Annotated in this window: 15 protein-coding genes; 9 read left to right on the forward strand and 6 right to left on the reverse strand. The window is 69.8% G+C overall.

The features are described from left to right. Positions 1–2 precede the first annotated feature (2 nt). Together ACO0LV_RS09740 and ACO0LV_RS09745 are read right to left on the reverse strand one after the other, a co-directional pair. A complete protein-coding gene (locus tag ACO0LV_RS09740; protein WP_424787804.1) occupies positions 3–1,001 on the reverse strand; it encodes an ABC transporter permease in 999 nt (332 codons plus the stop codon). A gap of 308 nt (positions 1,002–1,309) precedes the next feature. Beyond that, entirely contained in the window at positions 1,310–3,022 is a 1,713-nt protein-coding gene (locus tag ACO0LV_RS09745) for a DUF885 domain-containing protein (RefSeq protein ID WP_424787695.1), read from the reverse strand. Positions 3,023–3,174: 152 nt separating this feature from the next. On the opposite strand from ACO0LV_RS09745, the gene ACO0LV_RS09750 reads away from it, so the two are divergent. The 7 genes from ACO0LV_RS09750 to ACO0LV_RS09780 all read left to right on the forward strand — a co-directional run bounded on the left by ACO0LV_RS09750 (position 3,175) and on the right by ACO0LV_RS09780 (position 10,609). Beyond that, complete coding sequence (locus ACO0LV_RS09750; protein WP_424787696.1) at positions 3,175–4,077, forward strand: dihydrodipicolinate synthase family protein; 903 nt, start codon at positions 3,175–3,177, stop codon at positions 4,075–4,077. A gap of 58 nt (positions 4,078–4,135) precedes the next feature. After that, a complete protein-coding gene (locus ACO0LV_RS09755) occupies positions 4,136–5,137 on the forward strand; it encodes a proline racemase family protein (RefSeq protein WP_424787697.1) in 1,002 nt (333 codons plus the stop codon). A 91-nt stretch (positions 5,138–5,228) separates the two neighbouring features. Continuing rightward, positions 5,229–5,987: a GntR family transcriptional regulator gene (locus ACO0LV_RS09760; RefSeq protein ID WP_424787698.1), complete on the forward strand. Its 759-nt coding sequence runs from the start codon at positions 5,229–5,231 to the stop codon at positions 5,985–5,987. A gap of 14 nt (positions 5,988–6,001) precedes the next feature. After that, the gene (locus tag ACO0LV_RS09765; RefSeq protein ID WP_424787699.1) at positions 6,002–7,192 is read left to right on the forward strand and encodes an NAD(P)/FAD-dependent oxidoreductase; all 1,191 of its coding nucleotides are present in this window, start codon (positions 6,002–6,004) and stop codon (positions 7,190–7,192) included. Then, positions 7,192–7,512, forward strand: coding sequence for a (2Fe-2S)-binding protein (locus ACO0LV_RS09770; protein ID WP_424787700.1), 321 nt, complete (start codon positions 7,192–7,194; stop codon positions 7,510–7,512). Before ACO0LV_RS09765 ends, ACO0LV_RS09770 begins: the two co-directional genes overlap by 1 nt. Beyond that, a complete protein-coding gene (locus ACO0LV_RS09775; RefSeq protein WP_424787701.1) occupies positions 7,509–9,149 on the forward strand; it encodes an FAD-dependent oxidoreductase in 1,641 nt (546 codons plus the stop codon). The genes ACO0LV_RS09770 and ACO0LV_RS09775 overlap by 4 nt, the downstream gene beginning before the upstream one ends. Further along, entirely contained in the window at positions 9,146–10,609 is a 1,464-nt protein-coding gene (locus ACO0LV_RS09780) for an aldehyde dehydrogenase (NADP(+)) (protein WP_424787702.1), read from the forward strand. The genes ACO0LV_RS09775 and ACO0LV_RS09780 overlap by 4 nt, the downstream gene beginning before the upstream one ends. Positions 10,610–10,817: 208 nt before the next feature. On the opposite strand, the gene ACO0LV_RS09785 is transcribed toward ACO0LV_RS09780, so the two are convergent. Then, positions 10,818–10,949 (reverse strand): putative transporter small subunit, encoded by a 132-nt coding sequence (locus ACO0LV_RS09785; RefSeq protein WP_424787703.1) that lies wholly within the window; start codon positions 10,947–10,949, stop codon positions 10,818–10,820. A gap of 19 nt (positions 10,950–10,968) precedes the next feature. After that, positions 10,969–12,726, reverse strand: coding sequence for a sodium:solute symporter family protein (locus ACO0LV_RS09790; RefSeq protein WP_424787704.1), 1,758 nt, complete (start codon positions 12,724–12,726; stop codon positions 10,969–10,971). Between the two features lie 368 nt (positions 12,727–13,094). Between ACO0LV_RS09790 and ACO0LV_RS09795 the strand changes: the two genes are divergently transcribed. Both ACO0LV_RS09795 and ACO0LV_RS09800 read left to right on the forward strand, forming a co-directional pair. Further along, a complete protein-coding gene (locus tag ACO0LV_RS09795) occupies positions 13,095–13,706 on the forward strand; it encodes a class I SAM-dependent DNA methyltransferase (protein ID WP_424787705.1) in 612 nt (203 codons plus the stop codon). A gap of 111 nt (positions 13,707–13,817) precedes the next feature. Beyond that, positions 13,818–15,068, forward strand: coding sequence for an MFS transporter (locus ACO0LV_RS09800; RefSeq protein WP_424787706.1), 1,251 nt, complete (start codon positions 13,818–13,820; stop codon positions 15,066–15,068). Between the two features lie 29 nt (positions 15,069–15,097). Here the strand turns inward: ACO0LV_RS09800 and ACO0LV_RS09805 are convergent, their stop codons facing one another. Both ACO0LV_RS09805 and ACO0LV_RS09810 read right to left on the reverse strand, forming a co-directional pair. Next, positions 15,098–16,324: an amidohydrolase family protein gene (locus ACO0LV_RS09805; protein ID WP_424787707.1), complete on the reverse strand. Its 1,227-nt coding sequence runs from the start codon at positions 16,322–16,324 to the stop codon at positions 15,098–15,100. A gap of 2 nt (positions 16,325–16,326) precedes the next feature. Then, a complete protein-coding gene (locus tag ACO0LV_RS09810; RefSeq protein ID WP_424787708.1) occupies positions 16,327–17,571 on the reverse strand; it encodes an amidohydrolase family protein in 1,245 nt (414 codons plus the stop codon). Between the last annotated feature and the right edge of the window lie 66 nt (positions 17,572–17,637).

Genomic DNA, 17,637 nt, shown 5'->3' on the forward strand with positions numbered 1-17,637 from the left:
GCTCAGAGCCTCACTCTCGGGTCGACGATCGAGGTGAACAGGTCCGCCAGGAGCGCGCCGATGGCGAAGATGACACAGCCGTAGAAGGTCATCAGCACGGTGGAGTTCACGTCGTGGGCGTGCAGGGCACGGATGGACCAGGATCCGAGTCCGTCCCAGTTGAAGATCACCTCGGCGAAGACCGTGCCGGTGAACAGCGCCGGGATAGTGAAGGCCAGGGACTGGGCGGTCGGCACGAACGACACCCGCAGGGCGTGCTTGCGGATCGCCTGGTTACGGGTAAGTCCGGTGGCCCGGGCGGTCCGGACGAAGTCGGCGTTGACGAAGTCAAGGAGGTACTGGCGTTGGGAGATCTGCATCGAGGCCCACCCGAAGATGGTCATCGCCACCGTGGGGACGGCGTAGTGGGCGGCCATGTCCACGATCTGGTTCCAGGTTCCCTCGACCCCGATGCTGCGGAACCCGGTGACGTAGAAGATGCGTTCACTGGACTGGTCGTTGATCCAGATCGCCGCGCGCTGCACCAGCAGGTAGGCCACCGGGGTGGGCAGCACCATGGTGAGGTAGGAGTACCAGGTGGTGACCCGGTCACCGAGTTTGTACTGCCGGGCTGCGGAGAACACTCCCAGGGCGATCCCGAGGATGAAGGTCAGCACCGTCGCGGCCAGGGTGAGCTGGGTGGAGATCCAGATCCGGATTCCGAACTCGGAGTTCACGAATCCGCCGCTGGGGGTGCGGCCCCAGTCCCAGTCGGTCAGGATCGCGGTCAGCCAGACCCAGTAGCGCTGGAAGGCGTTCTGGTCCGGGTCCAGGTCCAGGCGAGCCAGAGTTTGCTGGACCCGTTCGTAACTGACCTCTGGGTCCATCTCCATCCGGCCCTGGGTGTCCAGCATCTGCAGGGCCGGGTTGAAGAAGGTCACCGCGAGCAGGTAGGCCAGGGACGTGACCACGATGGTCATGATCGCGTAGCGGACGAACCGCATCCCGAGGAACTTCAGCACGGTGCCCATCCCTCACGGAGCCGCGCGATCCGAACCGGATTCATCGCTTCACAGTTCGTCATCGATGTCCTCGCTCTGCGTCTCGTCCATGGCGTGGCGCCTCACTGCCCCCGTCACATTCGTAGAAATGTAACACATGCAATGTGCCATGTTACGCGCGGATGCTTGCCTGGAACGGCGGCCTTCACCATTGCGGTCCCACCACTGCCAGTGACGTGCGTCTGCTGGGGCGGTGCCGCCCATGTTAACGCTCACGCTATGGACAGTCACATCGCCTCCCCAGCCGTGGGTCCAGTGGTGCGCCCCGCTCATGCGTGGGCGGCCCGCCGCTGGTCGATGAAGCGCTCCATGTGCTCCTCGAAGACGGCCAGCGGCACGCTGCCCAGTCCCAGCACGGTGTCGTGGAAGTCGCGGATATCGAAGTGCGCGCCCAACTCTGCCTCGGCGCGGGCGCGCATCTTCTGGATGCTCAACTGGCCCAGGTAGTAGGCCGCCGCCTGGCCCGGCCAGGCGATGTAGCGGTCGATCTCGGTGACGATCTCGTGCTCGGCGATCGCAGTGTTCTCGCGCAGGAAGTCCTGGGCTTGCTCCCGGCTCCACCCCAGTGCGTGCATGCCGGGATCGACCACCAGCCGTACCGCCCGCCACATCTGGAAGGACAGCATGCCCATCGTCTCGAAGGGCGTGGTGTACATGCCCATCTCCACCCCCAGCCGCTCGCAGTACAGCCCCCAGCCCTCACCGAAGGCGGAGATGTACTGACGGCGGAAGTCCGGCAGATCGAGTTCCCGAGCCAGGGAGAGTTGGAAGGAGTGCCCCGGAGCGGACTCGTGCAGGGTCAGCGCCGGCAGGGAGTACAGCGGCCGGGCGGGCAGGTTGTAGGTGTTCAGGATGTAGGCATCCGGTGCCCCGCGCCCGAAGGTGTCGAACGGGGCGATGTCGGGCGGGGTCTGCACGATCGCGAACCGTTGATCGGGCAGACGGCCGAAGTAGCGGTGGATGACGCCGTCGAAGGCCTTGCAGGTGTAGGCGGCCTCGGCGATCAGTTGCCGGGGCGTGCTGGCGTAGAACTGCGCGTCGGCGCGCATGAAGGCGAGCATGCCGGCCACGTCGCCGGTGAAGCCGACCTCGGCAGCCACCTGCTCCATCTCGGCCCGGATCGCGCGTACGTGCTCCATGCCGATGTCGAAGATCTGCTGGGGGCTCAGGTCGGTGGTGGTGAACTCCCGCAACTGGGCGGCGTAGAAGGCCTCTCCCTCGGGCTGGTCGTGCGCGGCGATGCTCTCTGGCAGGTTCGGCAGGTACTCGGTGACCAGGAACTCCAGCAGCTCGGCATAGGCCGGCACCACCACCTCGCGCAGCAGCGCGGCAGCCTCCTGCTGCAACTCCTCACGAACGGCGGCGTCGATGGCCTCGGGCAGGGTGCGCAGGGGCGCGAACAGGGCCAGCTCGGTGACATCGGCGGCCTGGGCGACGGCGCGGACCGGCTCCTCGCGCCCGGTCAGGGTGATCCGGGGCGGACCGAAGCCGCGGGCCAGCCCGGCGCGCATGTTCTCGGTCTGCTGGGCGAAGTACCGCGGGATCTGGGCGAGCCGGCCCAGGTAGCTGCGGGCGTCGTCGTCGGTCATCAGCACCTGGCGCATCGCGCCGAAGGTGAGGTTGCGCCAGAACGCCGAATCGGCGTTCACCGGGCGCTCCCACAGCCGGAACCGCTGAGAAGCCACCAGCGTCTGCAGCTGCTGGGCGTAGACGTCGTAGTCGAGCCGTTCGGTCTCGGTGAGTTCGGAGCGCGGGATCCGTTCCAGTGCCACCAGGGTCTGCTCCCAGCGTTGCCGGCGTCGCTCCTGGCTGGCCTCGTCGACCTGGGGCAGGAAGCCGACGACCTCGGTGGGCTGGGTCATCGTCAACGGGCCGAGTTCCCCGGTCCGCCAGGCCCACTCCTGGGCATAGAGGTCCCGCAACGCCTCGGCTGCACTGGTCGTGGTGCGACCCGGCCCGGCCGGGGGTGTGGATGTCGTCATGATCAGTGCCTCATTGCGTCGCTGGGTCACGGTCCATCCCGCACTATACATACAGTGCAATGTCACAGTTGACACGTGGCGAAGATGAGAGCACACTGGCGCCAGTGTGCAGAGGCCTTCTGCACGAACGTGGGATTCAGAGGAGACCTCTCATGAGTGAGCGCAAGCCCTGGCACGGTGTGATCGTCGCGACCACCCTGCCGTTCAAGGACGACCTGTCGGTGGATTACGACGCATACGGCGAGCACGTGCAGTTCCTTGCCGCGAACGGCTGCCACGGGGTCGCGCCGAACGGATCGCTGGGGGAGTACCAGACGCTGTCGGACGAAGAGCGCGCCCGGGTGGTCGAGACCGCCGTGGCCGCTGCACCGGAGGGCTTCACCGTGATGCCCGGGGTGGGCGCCTACGGCGGCCTGCAGACCGAGAAGTGGGCCAACCAAGCGGCCGAGGCCGGCGCTCAGGCCGTGATGCTGCTGCCCCCGAACACCTACCGCGCCAACGATGACGAGGTGGTGGAGCACTTCCGCCTGGCCGCCAGGGCCGGTCTGCCGGTGGTGGGGTACAACAACCCGATCGACACCAAGGTGGACCTGACCCCCGAACTGATCGCCCGGATCCACAACGAGGGCAACATGGTGGGCGTCAAGGAGTTCTCCGGTGACGTGCGTCGCGCGTACGCGATCAAGGAGCTCAGCCCGCAGATGGACATCCTGATCGGCACCGACGACACCCTGCTGGAGACCGGCCTGGCCGGCGCGGTGGGCTGGGTGGCCGGCTACACCAACGCGATCCCGCAGACCACGGTGGAACTGTTCAACCTGTCCACCTCCGGCAAGGCCGAGGACCTCCTCAAGGCCCGTGAGATCTACACCGACCTGCACTCGCTGCTGCGGTGGGACACCAAGACCGAGTTCGTCCAGGCGATCAAACTCTCCATGGACATCTACGGTCTCAAGGGCGGCCCCACCCGTCCGCCGCGTGGTCCGCTGGCAGACTGGATGCGCAAGGGCATCACTGCCGACACCGAAGCGGCCCTGGCCAAGGGTTACAAGTAAGCCACCAGGCGCGGCGGAACCGCCAGGGACCGCGGCCCGGGACCACGAAGGAACACTCGTGAGAACCTCACACGTCTACCACGCCGTTGACTCACACACCGAGGGCATGCCCACGCGCGTGATCACCGGCGGGGTAGGCGTGTTCCCGGGTGCCACGATGGCCGAGCGGCGGCTCTGGTTCGCCGAGCACAACGACCACCTGCGCCGGCTGCTGATGCGCGAGCCGCGCGGGCACAGCGCGATGAGCGGGGCGATCCTGCAGCCGCCCACCCGCGACGACGCGGACTGGGGCGTGCTGTTCATCGAGGTGTCCGGTCTGTTGCCGATGTGCGGGCACGGCACGATCGGCGTGTGCACCGTGCTGGTGGAGACCGGCATGGTCGAGGTCACCGAACCGGTCACCACCATCCGGTTGGACACCCCGGCCGGCCTGGTGGTGGCGCAGGTCGCGGTGCAGGACGGTTCGGCCACCTCGGTGACGATCACCAACGTGCCCTCCTTCACGTTGAGCACCGGTGCGAGCGTGCAGGTTCCCGGCCTGGGCGAGGTCACCTACGACATGGCCTTCGGCGGCAACTTCTATGCCGTGGTGGAACTGGAAGACCTGGGCCTGCCGTTCGACCGGGCGGCCAAGGACGAACTGCTCTCCGCAGGGCTGGCCATCATGGCGGCGATCAACGAGACCGACGCCCCGGTGCATCCCACCCGCCCCGACATCACCGGATGCCACCACGTGTACCTGCAGGCCCCGGGTTCCACGGCGAAGCACTCCCGGCACGCCATGGCTATCCACCCCGGGTGGTTCGACCGTTCCCCCTGCGGCACCGGTACCAGCGCCCGGATGGCGCAGCTGCACACCAAGGGGGAGTTGGCGCTGAACACGGACTTCGTGAACGAGTCCTTCATCGGCTCCCGCTTCGTGGGCCGGTTGACCGGGACCACGAAGGTCGGCGACGTGGACGCGGTGGTGCCCACCGTGACCGGCCGGGCCTGGATCACCGGGACTGCGCAGTACTTCCTGGATCCCTCCGACCCATATCCCGAAGGATTCGAGTTGTGACCGCGCTGTGCAATTGCGCCGATGTAGGCTACCGGCACACGGCTCACCGTTGAGTGTGTCGTTACCTATCAGTGACCAGCAGGAGACCACTATGACGTCGGCTCAGGACATTCCGCTCCACACGATCCAGCAGTACAAGAGCCTGCGCGCCAGCGTCACCGAGGCGCTGCGCACTGCCATCATCGTGGGGGACCTGGAGGAGGGCCGGCTCTACTCAGCGCCTGCGCTGGCCGAGCCGTTGGGGGTCTCCGCCACCCCGGTGCGCGAGGCCATGATGGACCTGGCCGGGGAGGGTTTGGTCATCTCGGTCAAGAACAAGGGGTTCCGGGTGACCGTGATGACCCCGCGTGACCTGGAGGAGATGGCCGAGGTACGCACGCTCCTGGAGGCCCCGGTGGTGCGCGACCTGGCCGGGACGATCCCGGCCCCGGACTACGCGAGCCTGCACCGGCTCGCCGACGAGGTCACCGCCGCTGCCGAGGCCGGGGACCTGCGCACCTACCTCAGCGGGGACCGGAAGTTCCACGCCGACCTGCTGCGCTGCTCCGGGAACACCCTGCTGGTGGAGCTGGCCACCCGGCTGCGCGGGCAGACCCGCCTGAAGGCCCTGCGCCCGCTGGCCGAGGCCGGCGTGCTGGTGGACTCCGCCCGCGAGCACACCCAGCTGCTGGAGCTGATGGAGGCCGGCGACGCGGCCGGCACCTACGACCTGATCGTGACCCACATCGGGCACGTCTCCCGGCTCTGGGCCCAGGGCGTGGGAAGCGAGCCGGCCGAGACCCCTGCGGCGTCCACGACCTCTGATACCGCCGCGGCCCTGATGGAGGGGCCGGGCAGCGGCTCCGGGTGACGGTGGCCGACTCAGTGAACCCTGCGCAGGTCACCGCCGGGACCAGCGACGTCATCGTCATCGGCGCCGGCGCCGTCGGGGCCGCGGTCGCCTACTACAGCGCCCGGGCCGGGCTGTCGGTGACGGTGCTGGACCGCGGCCGCCCGGGAGGTGCCACGTCCTCGCGGTGCGAGGGCAACATCCTGGTCTCGGACAAGGAACGCGGGCCCGAACTGGACCTGGCGAACTTCTCGCTGTCGCTGTGGCACGGCGAACTCGCCGAGTTCGCGGACCTGTGGGAGTTCGAGGCCAAGGGCGGCATCATCGTGGCCTCCCGGGACTCCTCCATGGTCTCGTTGCAACGGGCGCTGCAGGCCCAGCGCAGCCACGGGATCCGGGTGCAGGACATCGACGTGGCGGCGTTGCGGGAGTTGGAACCGCACATCAGCGACGAGGCGGTCGGGGCAGCGTTCTACCCCGACGACTGCCAGGTGATGCCGATGCTGCTGACCGCACACCTGTTGCGGATGGCGGCCGGGTACGGGGCCAGCGTGGTCGCCGAGACCGAGGTGCACGGCTTCGTGCGGGACCGCGCCGAGCGCATCACCGGGGTGCGCACCACGCGCGGTACCTTCTCCGGGGCGGCGGTGGTCAATGCCGCCGGGCCGTGGTCGGCACAGGTGGCGCAGTTGGCCGGGGTGCACGTACCGGTGGCACCGCGGCGGGGCTATGTGCTGGTCACCGAACCACTGCCGCCGCGGGTCTTCCACAAGGTCTACGCAGCCGAGTACATCGACAACGTGGGTAGTTCGGACAGCGGGCTGCAGGCCTCGCCGGTGGTGGAGGGCACGCCCTCGGGCACCATCCTGGTGGGGTCCTCCCGCGAGCGGGTCGGGTTCGACGAGCGGCCCAACCCCGCGGCACTGGAACTGATCGCGGCGAACGCGCTGGCTCTGTTCCCCTTCCTGGCCGAGGTGCGCATCCTGCGCCACTACTTCGGATTCCGTCCCTACAGCCCCGATCACGTACCCGTCATCGGCCCGGATCAGCGTGCCGAGGGGCTGTGGCACGCGTGCGGGCACGAGGGCGCCGGGATCGGACTCTCGGTGGGTACCGGCAAACTCATCGCCCAGTCCCTTACCGCCCGCCCCGAGTTGGACCTGGCGCCGTTCGCTCCGCACCGCTTCGGCGCCGCCGCGGACGCCCACCACCAGGAGGCCTCCTGATGAGCCCGGATCGCGACCTCACCATCACCGTGGACGGGCAGGCGGTGCAGGTGCCACCGGGCCGCACGGTGGCGGCGGTCCTGATGGCCGAGACGGACCGGATGGCCTGGCGGCGCACCCGCTTCGCCGGGCAACCGCGCGGGCTGTTCTGCGGCATCGGGGTCTGCTTCGACTGCCTGGTCAGCATCGATGGGCGCCCGTCGATGCGCGCCTGCCTGGTGCAGGCGGCCGAGGGCATGGTGGTCCGGACCGGCACAGCCGACGACGACGGGGCCGCACCTCGCGAGGAGAGCGACGACCAGGGGAGCGGGCAGCCATGAGCGTTCAGACCGGCGACGGTTCCTACGCTGCCGACGTCGCCGTCGTCGGTGCCGGCCCGGCCGGGCTGGCCGCGGCCGATGCCGCGGCCCGGTCCGGTGCGCGGGTGCTGTTGATCGACGCTGCCCGCCAGTTCGGCGGGCAGTACTGGCGCCACGCCGACGAGGCGACCGAGACGGGCGACCCCTCGCGCTGGCACCACGGCTGGCGCACCTACACCGGCCTGGCCACCAACGTGCGCGCGGCGATCGATGCGGGGCAGGTGATCTACCGTCCCGGCACCCAGGTGTGGTCCATCACCCGCACCGACGGCGGCGCCGGGATGGTCGCACCGGGGTACCTCATCAGCACCGCGGCCGTCCCCGAAACCGCGCCCGCCACGGAAACCGGTCACGTCCGGGCACGCACGCTCATCCTGTGCCCGGGCGCCTATGACAAGCAGGTGCCGGTCCCCGGGTGGACGCTGCCCGGGGTGATGGCGGCCGGGGGAGTGCAGGCCTTCATCAAGACCCAGGGGGTGGCACCCGGCGCGCGCGTCTTCCTCGGGGGCACCGGTCCGTTCCTGCTCTCCGCGGCGGCCTCGGTGCTGCAAGCCGGGGCACAGGTGCGCGGGGTCGCCGAGGCAGCGGCCCTGCGTGGCTGGTTCCCGCGCGGCGTCACCGGCCTGGCGGTGCCATCGAAACTGAAGGAGGGTGTGGCCTACGCCGCCCTCCTGGCCCGCCACCGGGTGCCCTACCGCACCCGCACCGCCATCACCGGTGTCCACGGTCAGCACCGGGTTGAGGCCGTCACCATTGCCAAGGTGGACTCCCGCGGCAGCATCCGCCCGGGCAGTTCCCGGCGGATCGGGGGGATCGACGTCGTCGGTCTCGGCTGGGGCTTCACCCCGCAGGCCGAGTTGCTGCTGCAACTGGGCGCCCGCACCCGGGTGGACCTGGACGGTTCCCTGGTCGGAACGGTCGAGGAGGACCAGCGCAGTTCGGTCCCGGGACTGTTCCTGGCCGGGGAGATCACCGGCGTGGCCGGCGCGGCCGCGGCCGTTGCCGAGGGGCGGATCGCCGGAGCGTCGGCGGCGTCCCTGGCCCACGGCACCGTGACTGGCACCTCGCGCACGGACCGGCTGGTGCGCCGGCAGCACCGCGCCTTCGCCCGGGCGATGCATCGCGCGCACCCGCTGCCGCCGGCCTGGACCGACTGGTTGCAGGCGGACACCATCGTGTGCCGCTGCGAGGAGGTGCCGTGGAGCCGGGCCCGCGAGGCCGGTAAAGAATTGGGAGCCGCCGAACCACGCGGGCTGAAGGGCACCACCCGCATCGGCATGGGCTGGTGCCAGGGGCGGATGTGCGCACTCGCCGCGGTCTGCGGGAGCCCGTCGAGGGAAGCCGCCGGCAGGGGTACCGGGAAGCACGGCGAGGGTGCGCCGGCAGCGAACGGGGGCGGCCCTCACCTTGCTGCGGGCGCCGCAACGGCGGATACTCGCGCTAGGCCCCCCGCTCATGACGCCCTGATCTCCACCGCGCGCCGTCCGGTCGCCATGCCCGTCACGTTCACCACGATGGCCGATTCCACCGCTGCGCCGCCCGCTCGGGAGCGCCGCGGATCCGACCCGCACTCGAATGCAACGAAGGAGCAGAGATGACAGCACCAGTCGCCAACTACCGAAGCACCACCGATCACGCCCAACTCGACCGGGTGCTGCAGGCTGCTGCCGTGGCTGCACCGGAGTGGTCGGCCATGAGCGCCGAGGACCGCGCGGGTGCCCTGGAGGGCGTGGCCGACGCCCTGGAGGGCGCCGGGCCCGAACTGATCCCGGTGGGCATGCGTGAGACGAACCTCGCCGAGGGCCGCCTGCAGGGCGAGTTGAAGCGGACCGCCTTCCAGTTGCGGCTGTTCGCCGAGGTGGTGCGCGACGGCCGGCACCTGGACGCGCGCATCGACCACGCCGACGCCGACTGGCCGATGGGTGCCCCGCGCCCGGACCTGCGCCGGTACCTGCGTCCGATCGGGCCGGCGCTGGTGTTCTCCGCCTCGAACTTCCCCTTCGCCTTCTCCGTGGCCGGTGGCGACACCGCCTCAGCCCTGGCCGCCGGTAACCCGGTGGTGGTCAAGGCCCATTCCGGTCACCCCGAACTCTCCCGCATGACCGGTGACGTGGTCACCGAGGCACTGCGCCGCGCCGGCGCGCCAGAGGGTGTCTTCGCCGTGGTGTACGGGCGCGAGGCGGGCACCGCGGCGGTCCAGGACCGGCGCATCAAGGCCGCCGGGTTCACCGGGTCCATCCCCGGCGGGCGCGCCCTGTTCGACCTGGCCAATGCCCGTCCCGAGCCGATCCCGTTCTACGGCGAGTTGGGCAGCAACAACCCCGTCTTCGTCACCGAGGCTGCCGCGGCCGAGCGGGCCGATGAGATCGCCGAGGGCTTCATCGGCTCCTTCACCATGGGCACCGGCCAGTTCTGCACCAAGCCGGGCACCCTGTTCGTTCCGGTGGGCTCGGGCCTGGTGGAGAAACTCCAGACGGCCACGCTTCCGGCGGTGCACGACTTCCTGAACGAGGGGATCGGCAAGGGCCACGCGGAGTCGCTGAGCGAACTGAGCGGGCACCCGCAGGTCGAGGTGCTGGCACAGGGTCAGGACGGGCCGGAGGGCCAGGTTCCCACCCTGCTGCGCACCACCGCCGATGCGATGCTGGCCGACCCCGACGCGCTGCAGGCCGAGTGCTTCGGTCCCACCGCGTTGGTCGTGGAGTACGAGAACCTGGATCAGGCGGTGCAGGTGGCGCGCACCTACGGTGGCCAGCTCACCGCCGGGGTGTTCGGGCAGGACGACTGCCCCGTGCAGCCGCTGTTGGCGGTGCTGACCGAGATCGCCGGCCGGGTGATCTGGAACCAGTGGCCCACCGGGGTGTCGGTGACCTACGCCCAGCAGCACGGTGGCCCCTACCCGGCCACCACCGCGGTCGGTACCACCTCGGTGGGGACCGCGGCGATCAACCGGTTCCTGCGCCCGGTGGCCTACCAGAACCTGCCCCAGCACCTGCTGCCGGCCGAGTTGCAGGACGCCAACCCGCTCGGCCTGCCCCAGATGGTCGACGGGAAGTAACCCCAGCGCCCCCGGTTTCTCTCGCGCAGGTTCAGGATCGGAGGGCCCGCGAAGCCGCGATTGTTCGGCTGTGGTTGGGGTTAGCCTCGATCAATGCTGACTTGGAAGGATTCACCGGTGGCTGGGTGGCTGGGTGGCTGGGTGGCTGGGTGGCTGGGTGGAACGTACCGACGGTCTGTCCGTTGTCCCGCGCACCCGGCGGATGCTGTCAGATGATGCCGCGGCCCTCTCGTCGGGCCTGCAGCCACTCGCGGATGAAGGCCCGGAAGACCACGAGCATCACTCCGGCCACCAGCACGGGCCAGATGAGGACGTAGGCGGTCAGTAACCACACAGGCATATCGGTTGCTCCTTCCGTCTCAGCGGGCACCGGCCGGGGCCGGCTGCTGGTCGGGATCGTCATCGGGATGGGGCAGGGCGGCGACGTCCGGGGTGAGCCCGGCCCGAGCCGGCGTTCCGGGAGAGGGGAGTGCGTCGTCGTCGCTGGGGTCGAAGTCCCCCACGCGGTGCTTGATCACGGAGAAGTCGAAGCGCTGCTTGCTGCGCCAGGACATCGCCGCACACACGATCGTGGACACGGCGTAGGCGATCAGGGAGGCGCTCAGAGTGGCGTAATCGTGCAGGAAGCCGATCGCGAACGGGGCGGTGATCAGGGTGCCCGCGGCGCCGACGATCTTGGCGACCCGGGCTCCGAAGAACCCGAAGGCCATCAGGCCCAGCACCACTCCGACACCGATGACGGCGAGCACGTCGCTGATCAGGCCGGTCAACCCGGTCATCGGGACCCAGCCGAAGCGCACCGGGATGAACACCGCCAGTGCGGTGATCACGGCGGTGGTGAAGGCCCGGTTGGTGACCTTCTCCCAGTAGAAACTGGCGATCACGGGGAACACCAGTGCGCCCCACAGTGCGCCCACGAAGACCAGCAGGTCCAGGATGTTCATCTGGAAACTGGCCAGCGTCACCGCGATCGCGGTCGCCAGGATCATCGTGAGCCGGCCCGCCATGATCATGACCTTCGGGTTCGCCCGCTCCTTGCCGGCCACGTTCTGCCCGTAGATGTCGGCCATCACGATCGAGCTGAGCGCGGACAGGTCCGAGTCGGCGGTGGAGGACAGCGCCCCGATCACCATGACGAAGAACAACACCAGCAGGGCCGCTGGCAGGTAGGAGGCGGCCATCTGGGGTATCAGGTTGTTCGGATCCCCGCCCATCGGCTCCAGCCCCAGGTAGAGCGCCAGCACCCCGAGCATGCCCACCCCGATCACCATCGCCCCGTAGCCCACGGTGGCGGTGATGAAGGTCTTCTTGATCAGGTCCTGGCGCACCGCGAACAGGCGCTGGGCGATGGTCTGGTTCCCGATCGCGTAGGCGAGGACGGCCGCGATGTAGGGCGCCCCCTGGCGCAGGAAGGCCTCGGAGGAGAAGAAACTGGACTGCTGGGCGGTGAGGTTGTCCGCGCCGGCGGTGAAGGCGGTGGGGAAGTCGGCGGCGAAGAAGATCGCCGGCACGATCACGGCCACAGCGCCCAGCATGGCCATCACCTGCATGAAGTCGGTGAGCACCGAGGCCCGGAATCCCGACCAGAGGGTATAGAGGAGCACGCCACCTGCCACGGCGAAGACGCCCTGGAGGAACGTGAACGGGGACAGCAGTGCCACCAGCGCACCGCCGGCGATGAAGTTCGACATCAGCGAGATCACGCTCCCCACCACGTTGGAACCGGCCAGCATCAACTGGCTGGAGCGCCCGTGGCGGGCGAACATCACCTCGGCCAGGGTGTGCGCCCGGGGCGCCACCTGGCGGATCCGCTCGCCGAAGGGGTAGATGAACAGGATCATCAGCGCACCCCACAGCCCGTAGTGGATCGGACCGGAGATCCCGTAGGTGTACCCCGAGGTCGCCGAGGCGTACATCGAGGAGGCCCAGATCCAGGTGGCCGTCATCGAGGCGGCGGAGATGCCGAACCCGATCTTGTTCCCGGCGGTCATGTACCCGTCGGCGTTCTCCCGCTTCTTGGCGATTCGGGTGGAGACGAAGAAGGTGCCTCCGTAGAAGAGGATGATCAGCACGATGACGGTGATCGCCCCGAACTGGACAAGTTCTGGATCGCCCAAAGCGGTGTCTCCTTGTGAAAGTGTTCTGCTGTCGGATGCGCCCGATCGGCACGCAGGCGCGCAGCGGCTCGACGGTAGTCGTCGCGGCGGCGCAGCAGGCAAAGTCCAGCGGCCTCGGTCGCTCTCCGTCATGGGGCGATCGCTGCGAGGTCCTGACCGGCACTTGGCAGACGCATGGTCTTGCCTTGCCCTCGTTGGCACTGCGTTTTGGTGTGCCTATCGGACAGCAATGGACTGTACCATTTCACCGGTCTCCTATCCAATCCGCGGCAGGTGGTGCATCGGGCGGGAGGTAGGGCACGTGCGGGTGCATCGCGCAGGTGTGGAGGCCGGCCGGGGGCCGGGTGAAGGCGTGCCAGAGTAGTGCCATGAGCACCGAGAGGTTCGACGTCAAAGCCGCCACCTGGGATGCCGACCCGGACAAACTCACTCAGGCGGGCGAGGTGGCCGGTGCGATCCGTGCGGCGGTCCCGCTGAACCGCAGCATGCGGCTGCTTGAGTACGGTGCGGGCACCGGGCTGGTCAGCCAGGGTCTCGCCGATTCGGTCGGCCCGCTCACCCTGGCCGACAACTCCGCCGGGATGCGCGCGGTGATGCAGGCCAAGATCGTCTCCGGTGCCCTGATGAACGCCCGGGTCTGGGACCTGGACCTGCAGGCTCGACCGGTTCCCGCCGAGACCTTCGATCTGATCGTCACATCCCTGGTGCTGCACCATGTGCGGGACTTGGACTCGGTCCTGACCGGCTTCGCCCAGTTGCTCGTGCCCGGTGGCTACCTGGCCGTCGCGGACCTGGACGCCGAGGACGGGTCCTTCCATGATCACGACTTCGACGGCCACCACGGCTTCGACCGCGGCGAACTCACCGACCGGCTCACCAGCGCCGGATTCACCGATGTCCGGATGCAGGACGCTACCCGGATCGACCGGGACGGGACGCGGTACTCGGTGTTCCTGGCCACCGCGCGCCGGTCCGAATAAAGGGCGCCGGGGCGACGCGGACGGCAACAGGGCGGATCCGTGCCGCATTGGTCCTGCGCCGGTGGCCGCGAGAGGCCATAATCGACTCCACGTACACGCAGGGGAGCGATTGTGGCGAGGACGACGCGGCAAACGGGATCGGCTGACGACCCAAGCGCCCCGGAGCCGCCTGCGCCCGCAGCGACCGGCGGAGGCCTGGCCGCCCGGATGCTGGTGCTGGCCACGGTGGGATTCCTGATCAATTTCTGGTCCTGGGCGCTGCTGGGCCCACTGGGCAACACCTATGGTGACGAACTCGGACTGACCGGGTTCCAGGTCGCGGTGGCGGTGGCTGTTCCGGTCGTCGTCGGTTCGCTCGGGCGCATCCCGGTGGGCGCGCTGAGTGATCGGCTCGGCGCGCGGGTGATGTTCCCCCTGGTGAGCCTGCTCGCGATCCTGCCGACCCTGTACGTGGGATTGGGCGCCAGGAGTTTCACCACCCTGGTGATCGGCGGCTTCTTCCTCGGTATCGGCGGCACATCCTTCGCCATCGGGATCCCGTTGGTGAACTCCTGGTACCCGCCCTCCCGCCGGGGCCTGGCGCTGGGCATCTTCGGCATGGGCACCGCCGGCACCGCGGTAGCGGCCTTCACCACCGTGGCGCTGCGCGAGGCGTTCGGGCACGAGGCGCCGTTCGTGCTCGTCTCCGCGGTGCTGCTGATCTATGCGGTGCTGGCCTGGCTGCTGCTGCGTGACGCGCCGGGACGGGTGCCGGCGTCCGGGTCGATGCTCGCGCGCACCTGGAACACCCTCAAGTTGCCCGTCACGTTGCAGCTCTCACTCATCTACGCCCTCGGTTTCGGGGGGTTCGTCGCCTTCAGCGTCTACCTGCCCACCTACCTGGTCAACGACTACGGACTCGAGGCCGGTGATGCGGCACTGCGTACCGCCGGCTTCATCGTGCTCGCGGTGGTCGCGCGCCCGACCGGCGGTTGGCTCTCGGACAAGTTCCACCCGGTCACCGTGCTGACCTGGTGTTTCGGGATCGCCACCGCGATGGCGGCGCTGGCGGCGATGCGACTGGAGCTGCTCCCGGTCGGGACCGTCGCCTTCCTGGGGCTGGCGGCGACACTGGGCGGGGCCGCGGGTGCCTGCTTCGCACTGGTCTCGCGAATGACCCCGACCGGGCAGGTCGGCTCGGTCACCGGCGTGGTGGGCGCCGCGGGCGGTCTCGGTGGCTTCTTCCCCCCGCTGGTGATGGGCGCCGTACACGGCCTCACCGGGGCCTACACGCTGGGCTTCGTGCTCCTGGCGATGAGTGCCCTGGCCATGACCGCCTTCGTCTGGTGGCCGGTGGGCAAGGCCGCCCGCGCCGCATCCTGAGTCCGGCGGCGCGTCACGAAGCGCAACCGTTACCGGGGCACCCTGCCGGCCTCGGCGCGACCGGGTCCGGGACCATCGAGCGCAGCGCCGCCGGCCACCCGCCCGCCCAGCACCACGTGCCGCGGGCGGGTCGCGGCGACGGGGTCGGTGAGCGGGTCCCCGGTCGTCACGACCAGATCCGCGGGCGATCCCACCCGGATCCGGCCGGCGTCCACCCCGAGGGCATCACCGGCGCGGGAGGTCGCGGCCTTGAGTACCTCCACCGGTGCCAGCCCCACATCGACCAGCGCGGCCAGTTCCCGGTCCAGGGCCGGGTGCGGCATGCCCGGTGAGCCCGAGTCGGTGCCCGCGATCACCGGTACCCCGGCCTCGATCGCCATCCGGACGCTCTCGCGATGGGCGCGTACCACCGCGGCGGCCTTGGCCACCGCGTACTCCGGCGCACTGCCGCCGGCGATGGTCCGGTAGACCGCGAGCGTCGGGGACAGGACCGTGCCGCGTTCGACCATCGCGGCCACCACGTCCTCGGTCAGGAAGACCCCGTGCTGGATGACGTCGATACCCGCCAGCACCGCGTTGCGGATCCCCTCGGTGCCCAGCGCGTGCGCGGTGGCCCGGACCCCGCGGCGGTGTGCCTCACCGGCCAGGGCGGCGAGTTCGGCCCGGGTGTACTCCGAGGCGCCGACCTCCTCACCGACCGCGCGTCCGTACACCCCGCCGGTGGCGCAGGTCTTGATGATCCGGGCACCGGCGAAGATCTGCTCGCGCACTCCGCGCACCACGTCGTCCGGGCCGTCGCAGAAGTTGCCCCAGAACGGGTCGTGCCCACCGGTCATCACCACGGTGCGGCCGGTGGCCACCACGCGCGGCCCGGTCACGTATCCCTCGCGGACCGCCTGGGCCACCGCCAACGACACGTCCCAGTTGCTGCCCAGGTCCGCCACCGTGGTCACCCCGGCGCCCAGGTGCGCCCCGGCGTGGGTGACGGCCCGGATCGCGGTGACCTGTTCGCCGTCGGCCGCTACCTGGGCGGCCGGGTCCTGGGAGGAGTCCCAGACCAGGTGCACGTGCCCGTCCACCAACCCGGGAAGGACGACGGCGTCAGGCACCTCCAGGACCTCATCGTCCGCTCCGGCGTGGGTGCTGCCGGGTGTGGCGAGTTCGGTGATCACCCCGGCGGAGCAGACGATGTCGGCGGTGCGCATGCCGGAGGACTCCCCGTCCCAGTAGGTGGCCCCGGGCAGGATGAGCGCCATCGTCAGAACTCCGAGGGACTCGTGGCCGCGGGCACGATGCGCCCGGCCTTGATGACGGCGGACAGGTGTGCCTGCGGGTCGGCCAGGACGGTGGCGTCGGTGAGCGGATCGGCGTCGGCGACGAGCACGTCGCCGTGGGCGCCGGGTGCGATCACGCCGAGTCTGCCCTCGGCGCCGATCAGTTCGGCGCCGGTGAGGGTGGCTGAGCGCAGCACCTCCGTGGGGGTCTGCACCTGAGCGCGGATGGTGAACTCCTCGCTCTGGTGCGGGTGCATCGCGCCGAGCAGGTCGGTGCCGAAGGCGATCTTCACCCCGCCGGAGTTCGCCAGGTCCAGGGCCTCCAGGCCGGCGTCGAGCACGATCGACACCTTGGCCTGGCTCTCCGGCGGCAGCCCGGCCTCGGCCCCCTCGCTCTTGAGGTAGGAGTAGGTCACCAGCGTGGGCACCAGGAAGGAGCCGGTGGAGTTGAACAGGTCCACCGAACTCTCATCGATGAGGTTGCCGTGCTCGATGCACCGCACCCCCAGTTCCAGGCCCCGGTTCACCGCGGCGGCGGTATAGGCGTGCCCGGTCACGTAACGCCCGGCGTTGCCGGCCTCCTCCACCACGGCGCGGATCTCATCGGCGGAGAACTGCAGGGAGTCGATCCGGTCGGTGGGCGAGGCCACCCCGCCGGAGAGCATCACCTTGACGTGGTCGGCCCCGGTGCGCAACTGGTGCCGGGCGGCCCGGCGCACCTCGGGCACCCCATCGCACACGTGCCCGATGTTGGGGCAGCAGGTGTGGTTGTCCAGCACCTGCCGGCCGGGGCCGCGCATGTCCGCGTGCCCACCGGTGGGGGACAGTGCCTTGCCTCCGAAGAACACCCGGGGCCCCTCCCAGAGTCGCTGGGCCACGGCCGCGGCGATGCCGAAGTCGGCCCCGCCCACATCGCGCACGGTGGTGAATCCGCGGCGCAGCATCGCACCGAGGATGCGGGAGGTCTGGGCGGCGACGTAGAACGGGGAGTCCTCGGCCTGGGCGCCCAGGTTCGCGGTGCCGGCGCTGACGTGCACATGGGAGTCGATCAGGCCGGGCACCACGAATTTCCCGGTGGCATCGATCTGCTCGGCGTGCTCCGGCGCGCTGACGTCGCTGCCCACCTCGGTGATCATCCCGTCGGTGATGAGCACGTCGGCCGGGCCGGAGGTGCCGGCGGCCACATCGCACACACTGCCCCCACGGATCCACAGGGTTTGCTTGGTCATCGCGATCCTCCTTCGCATCGGTGCGGGTCGGTGCCGGTCGTGTGGTCGTGTGCCGTGCCCGCCGTG

It is taken from the genome of Pseudactinotalea sp. Z1739 (genome assembly GCF_049725055.1).
Lineage (GTDB): Bacteria > Actinomycetota > Actinomycetes > Actinomycetales > Beutenbergiaceae > CALKWS01.

Bases quoted from the DNA above. Each gene is read 5' to 3' on its own strand.
- ACO0LV_RS09745 (WP_424787695.1), bottom strand. From the start codon at position 3,022: ATGACGACATCCACACCCCCGGCCGGGCCGGGTCGCACCACGACCAGT.
- ACO0LV_RS09750 (WP_424787696.1), top strand. From the start codon at position 3,175: ATGAGTGAGCGCAAGCCCTGGCACGGTGTGATCGTCGCGACCACCCTG.
- ACO0LV_RS09760 (WP_424787698.1), top strand. From the start codon at position 5,229: ATGACGTCGGCTCAGGACATTCCGCTCCACACGATCCAGCAGTACAAG.
- ACO0LV_RS09770 (WP_424787700.1), top strand. From the start codon at position 7,192: ATGAGCCCGGATCGCGACCTCACCATCACCGTGGACGGGCAGGCGGTG.
- ACO0LV_RS09775 (WP_424787701.1), top strand. From the start codon at position 7,509: ATGAGCGTTCAGACCGGCGACGGTTCCTACGCTGCCGACGTCGCCGTC.
- ACO0LV_RS09780 (WP_424787702.1), top strand. From the start codon at position 9,146: ATGACAGCACCAGTCGCCAACTACCGAAGCACCACCGATCACGCCCAA.
- ACO0LV_RS09785 (WP_424787703.1), bottom strand. From the start codon at position 10,949: ATGCCTGTGTGGTTACTGACCGCCTACGTCCTCATCTGGCCCGTGCTG.
- ACO0LV_RS09795 (WP_424787705.1), top strand. From the start codon at position 13,095: ATGAGCACCGAGAGGTTCGACGTCAAAGCCGCCACCTGGGATGCCGAC.
- ACO0LV_RS09805 (WP_424787707.1), bottom strand. From the start codon at position 16,324: ATGGCGCTCATCCTGCCCGGGGCCACCTACTGGGACGGGGAGTCCTCC.
- ACO0LV_RS09810 (WP_424787708.1), bottom strand. From the start codon at position 17,571: ATGACCAAGCAAACCCTGTGGATCCGTGGGGGCAGTGTGTGCGATGTG.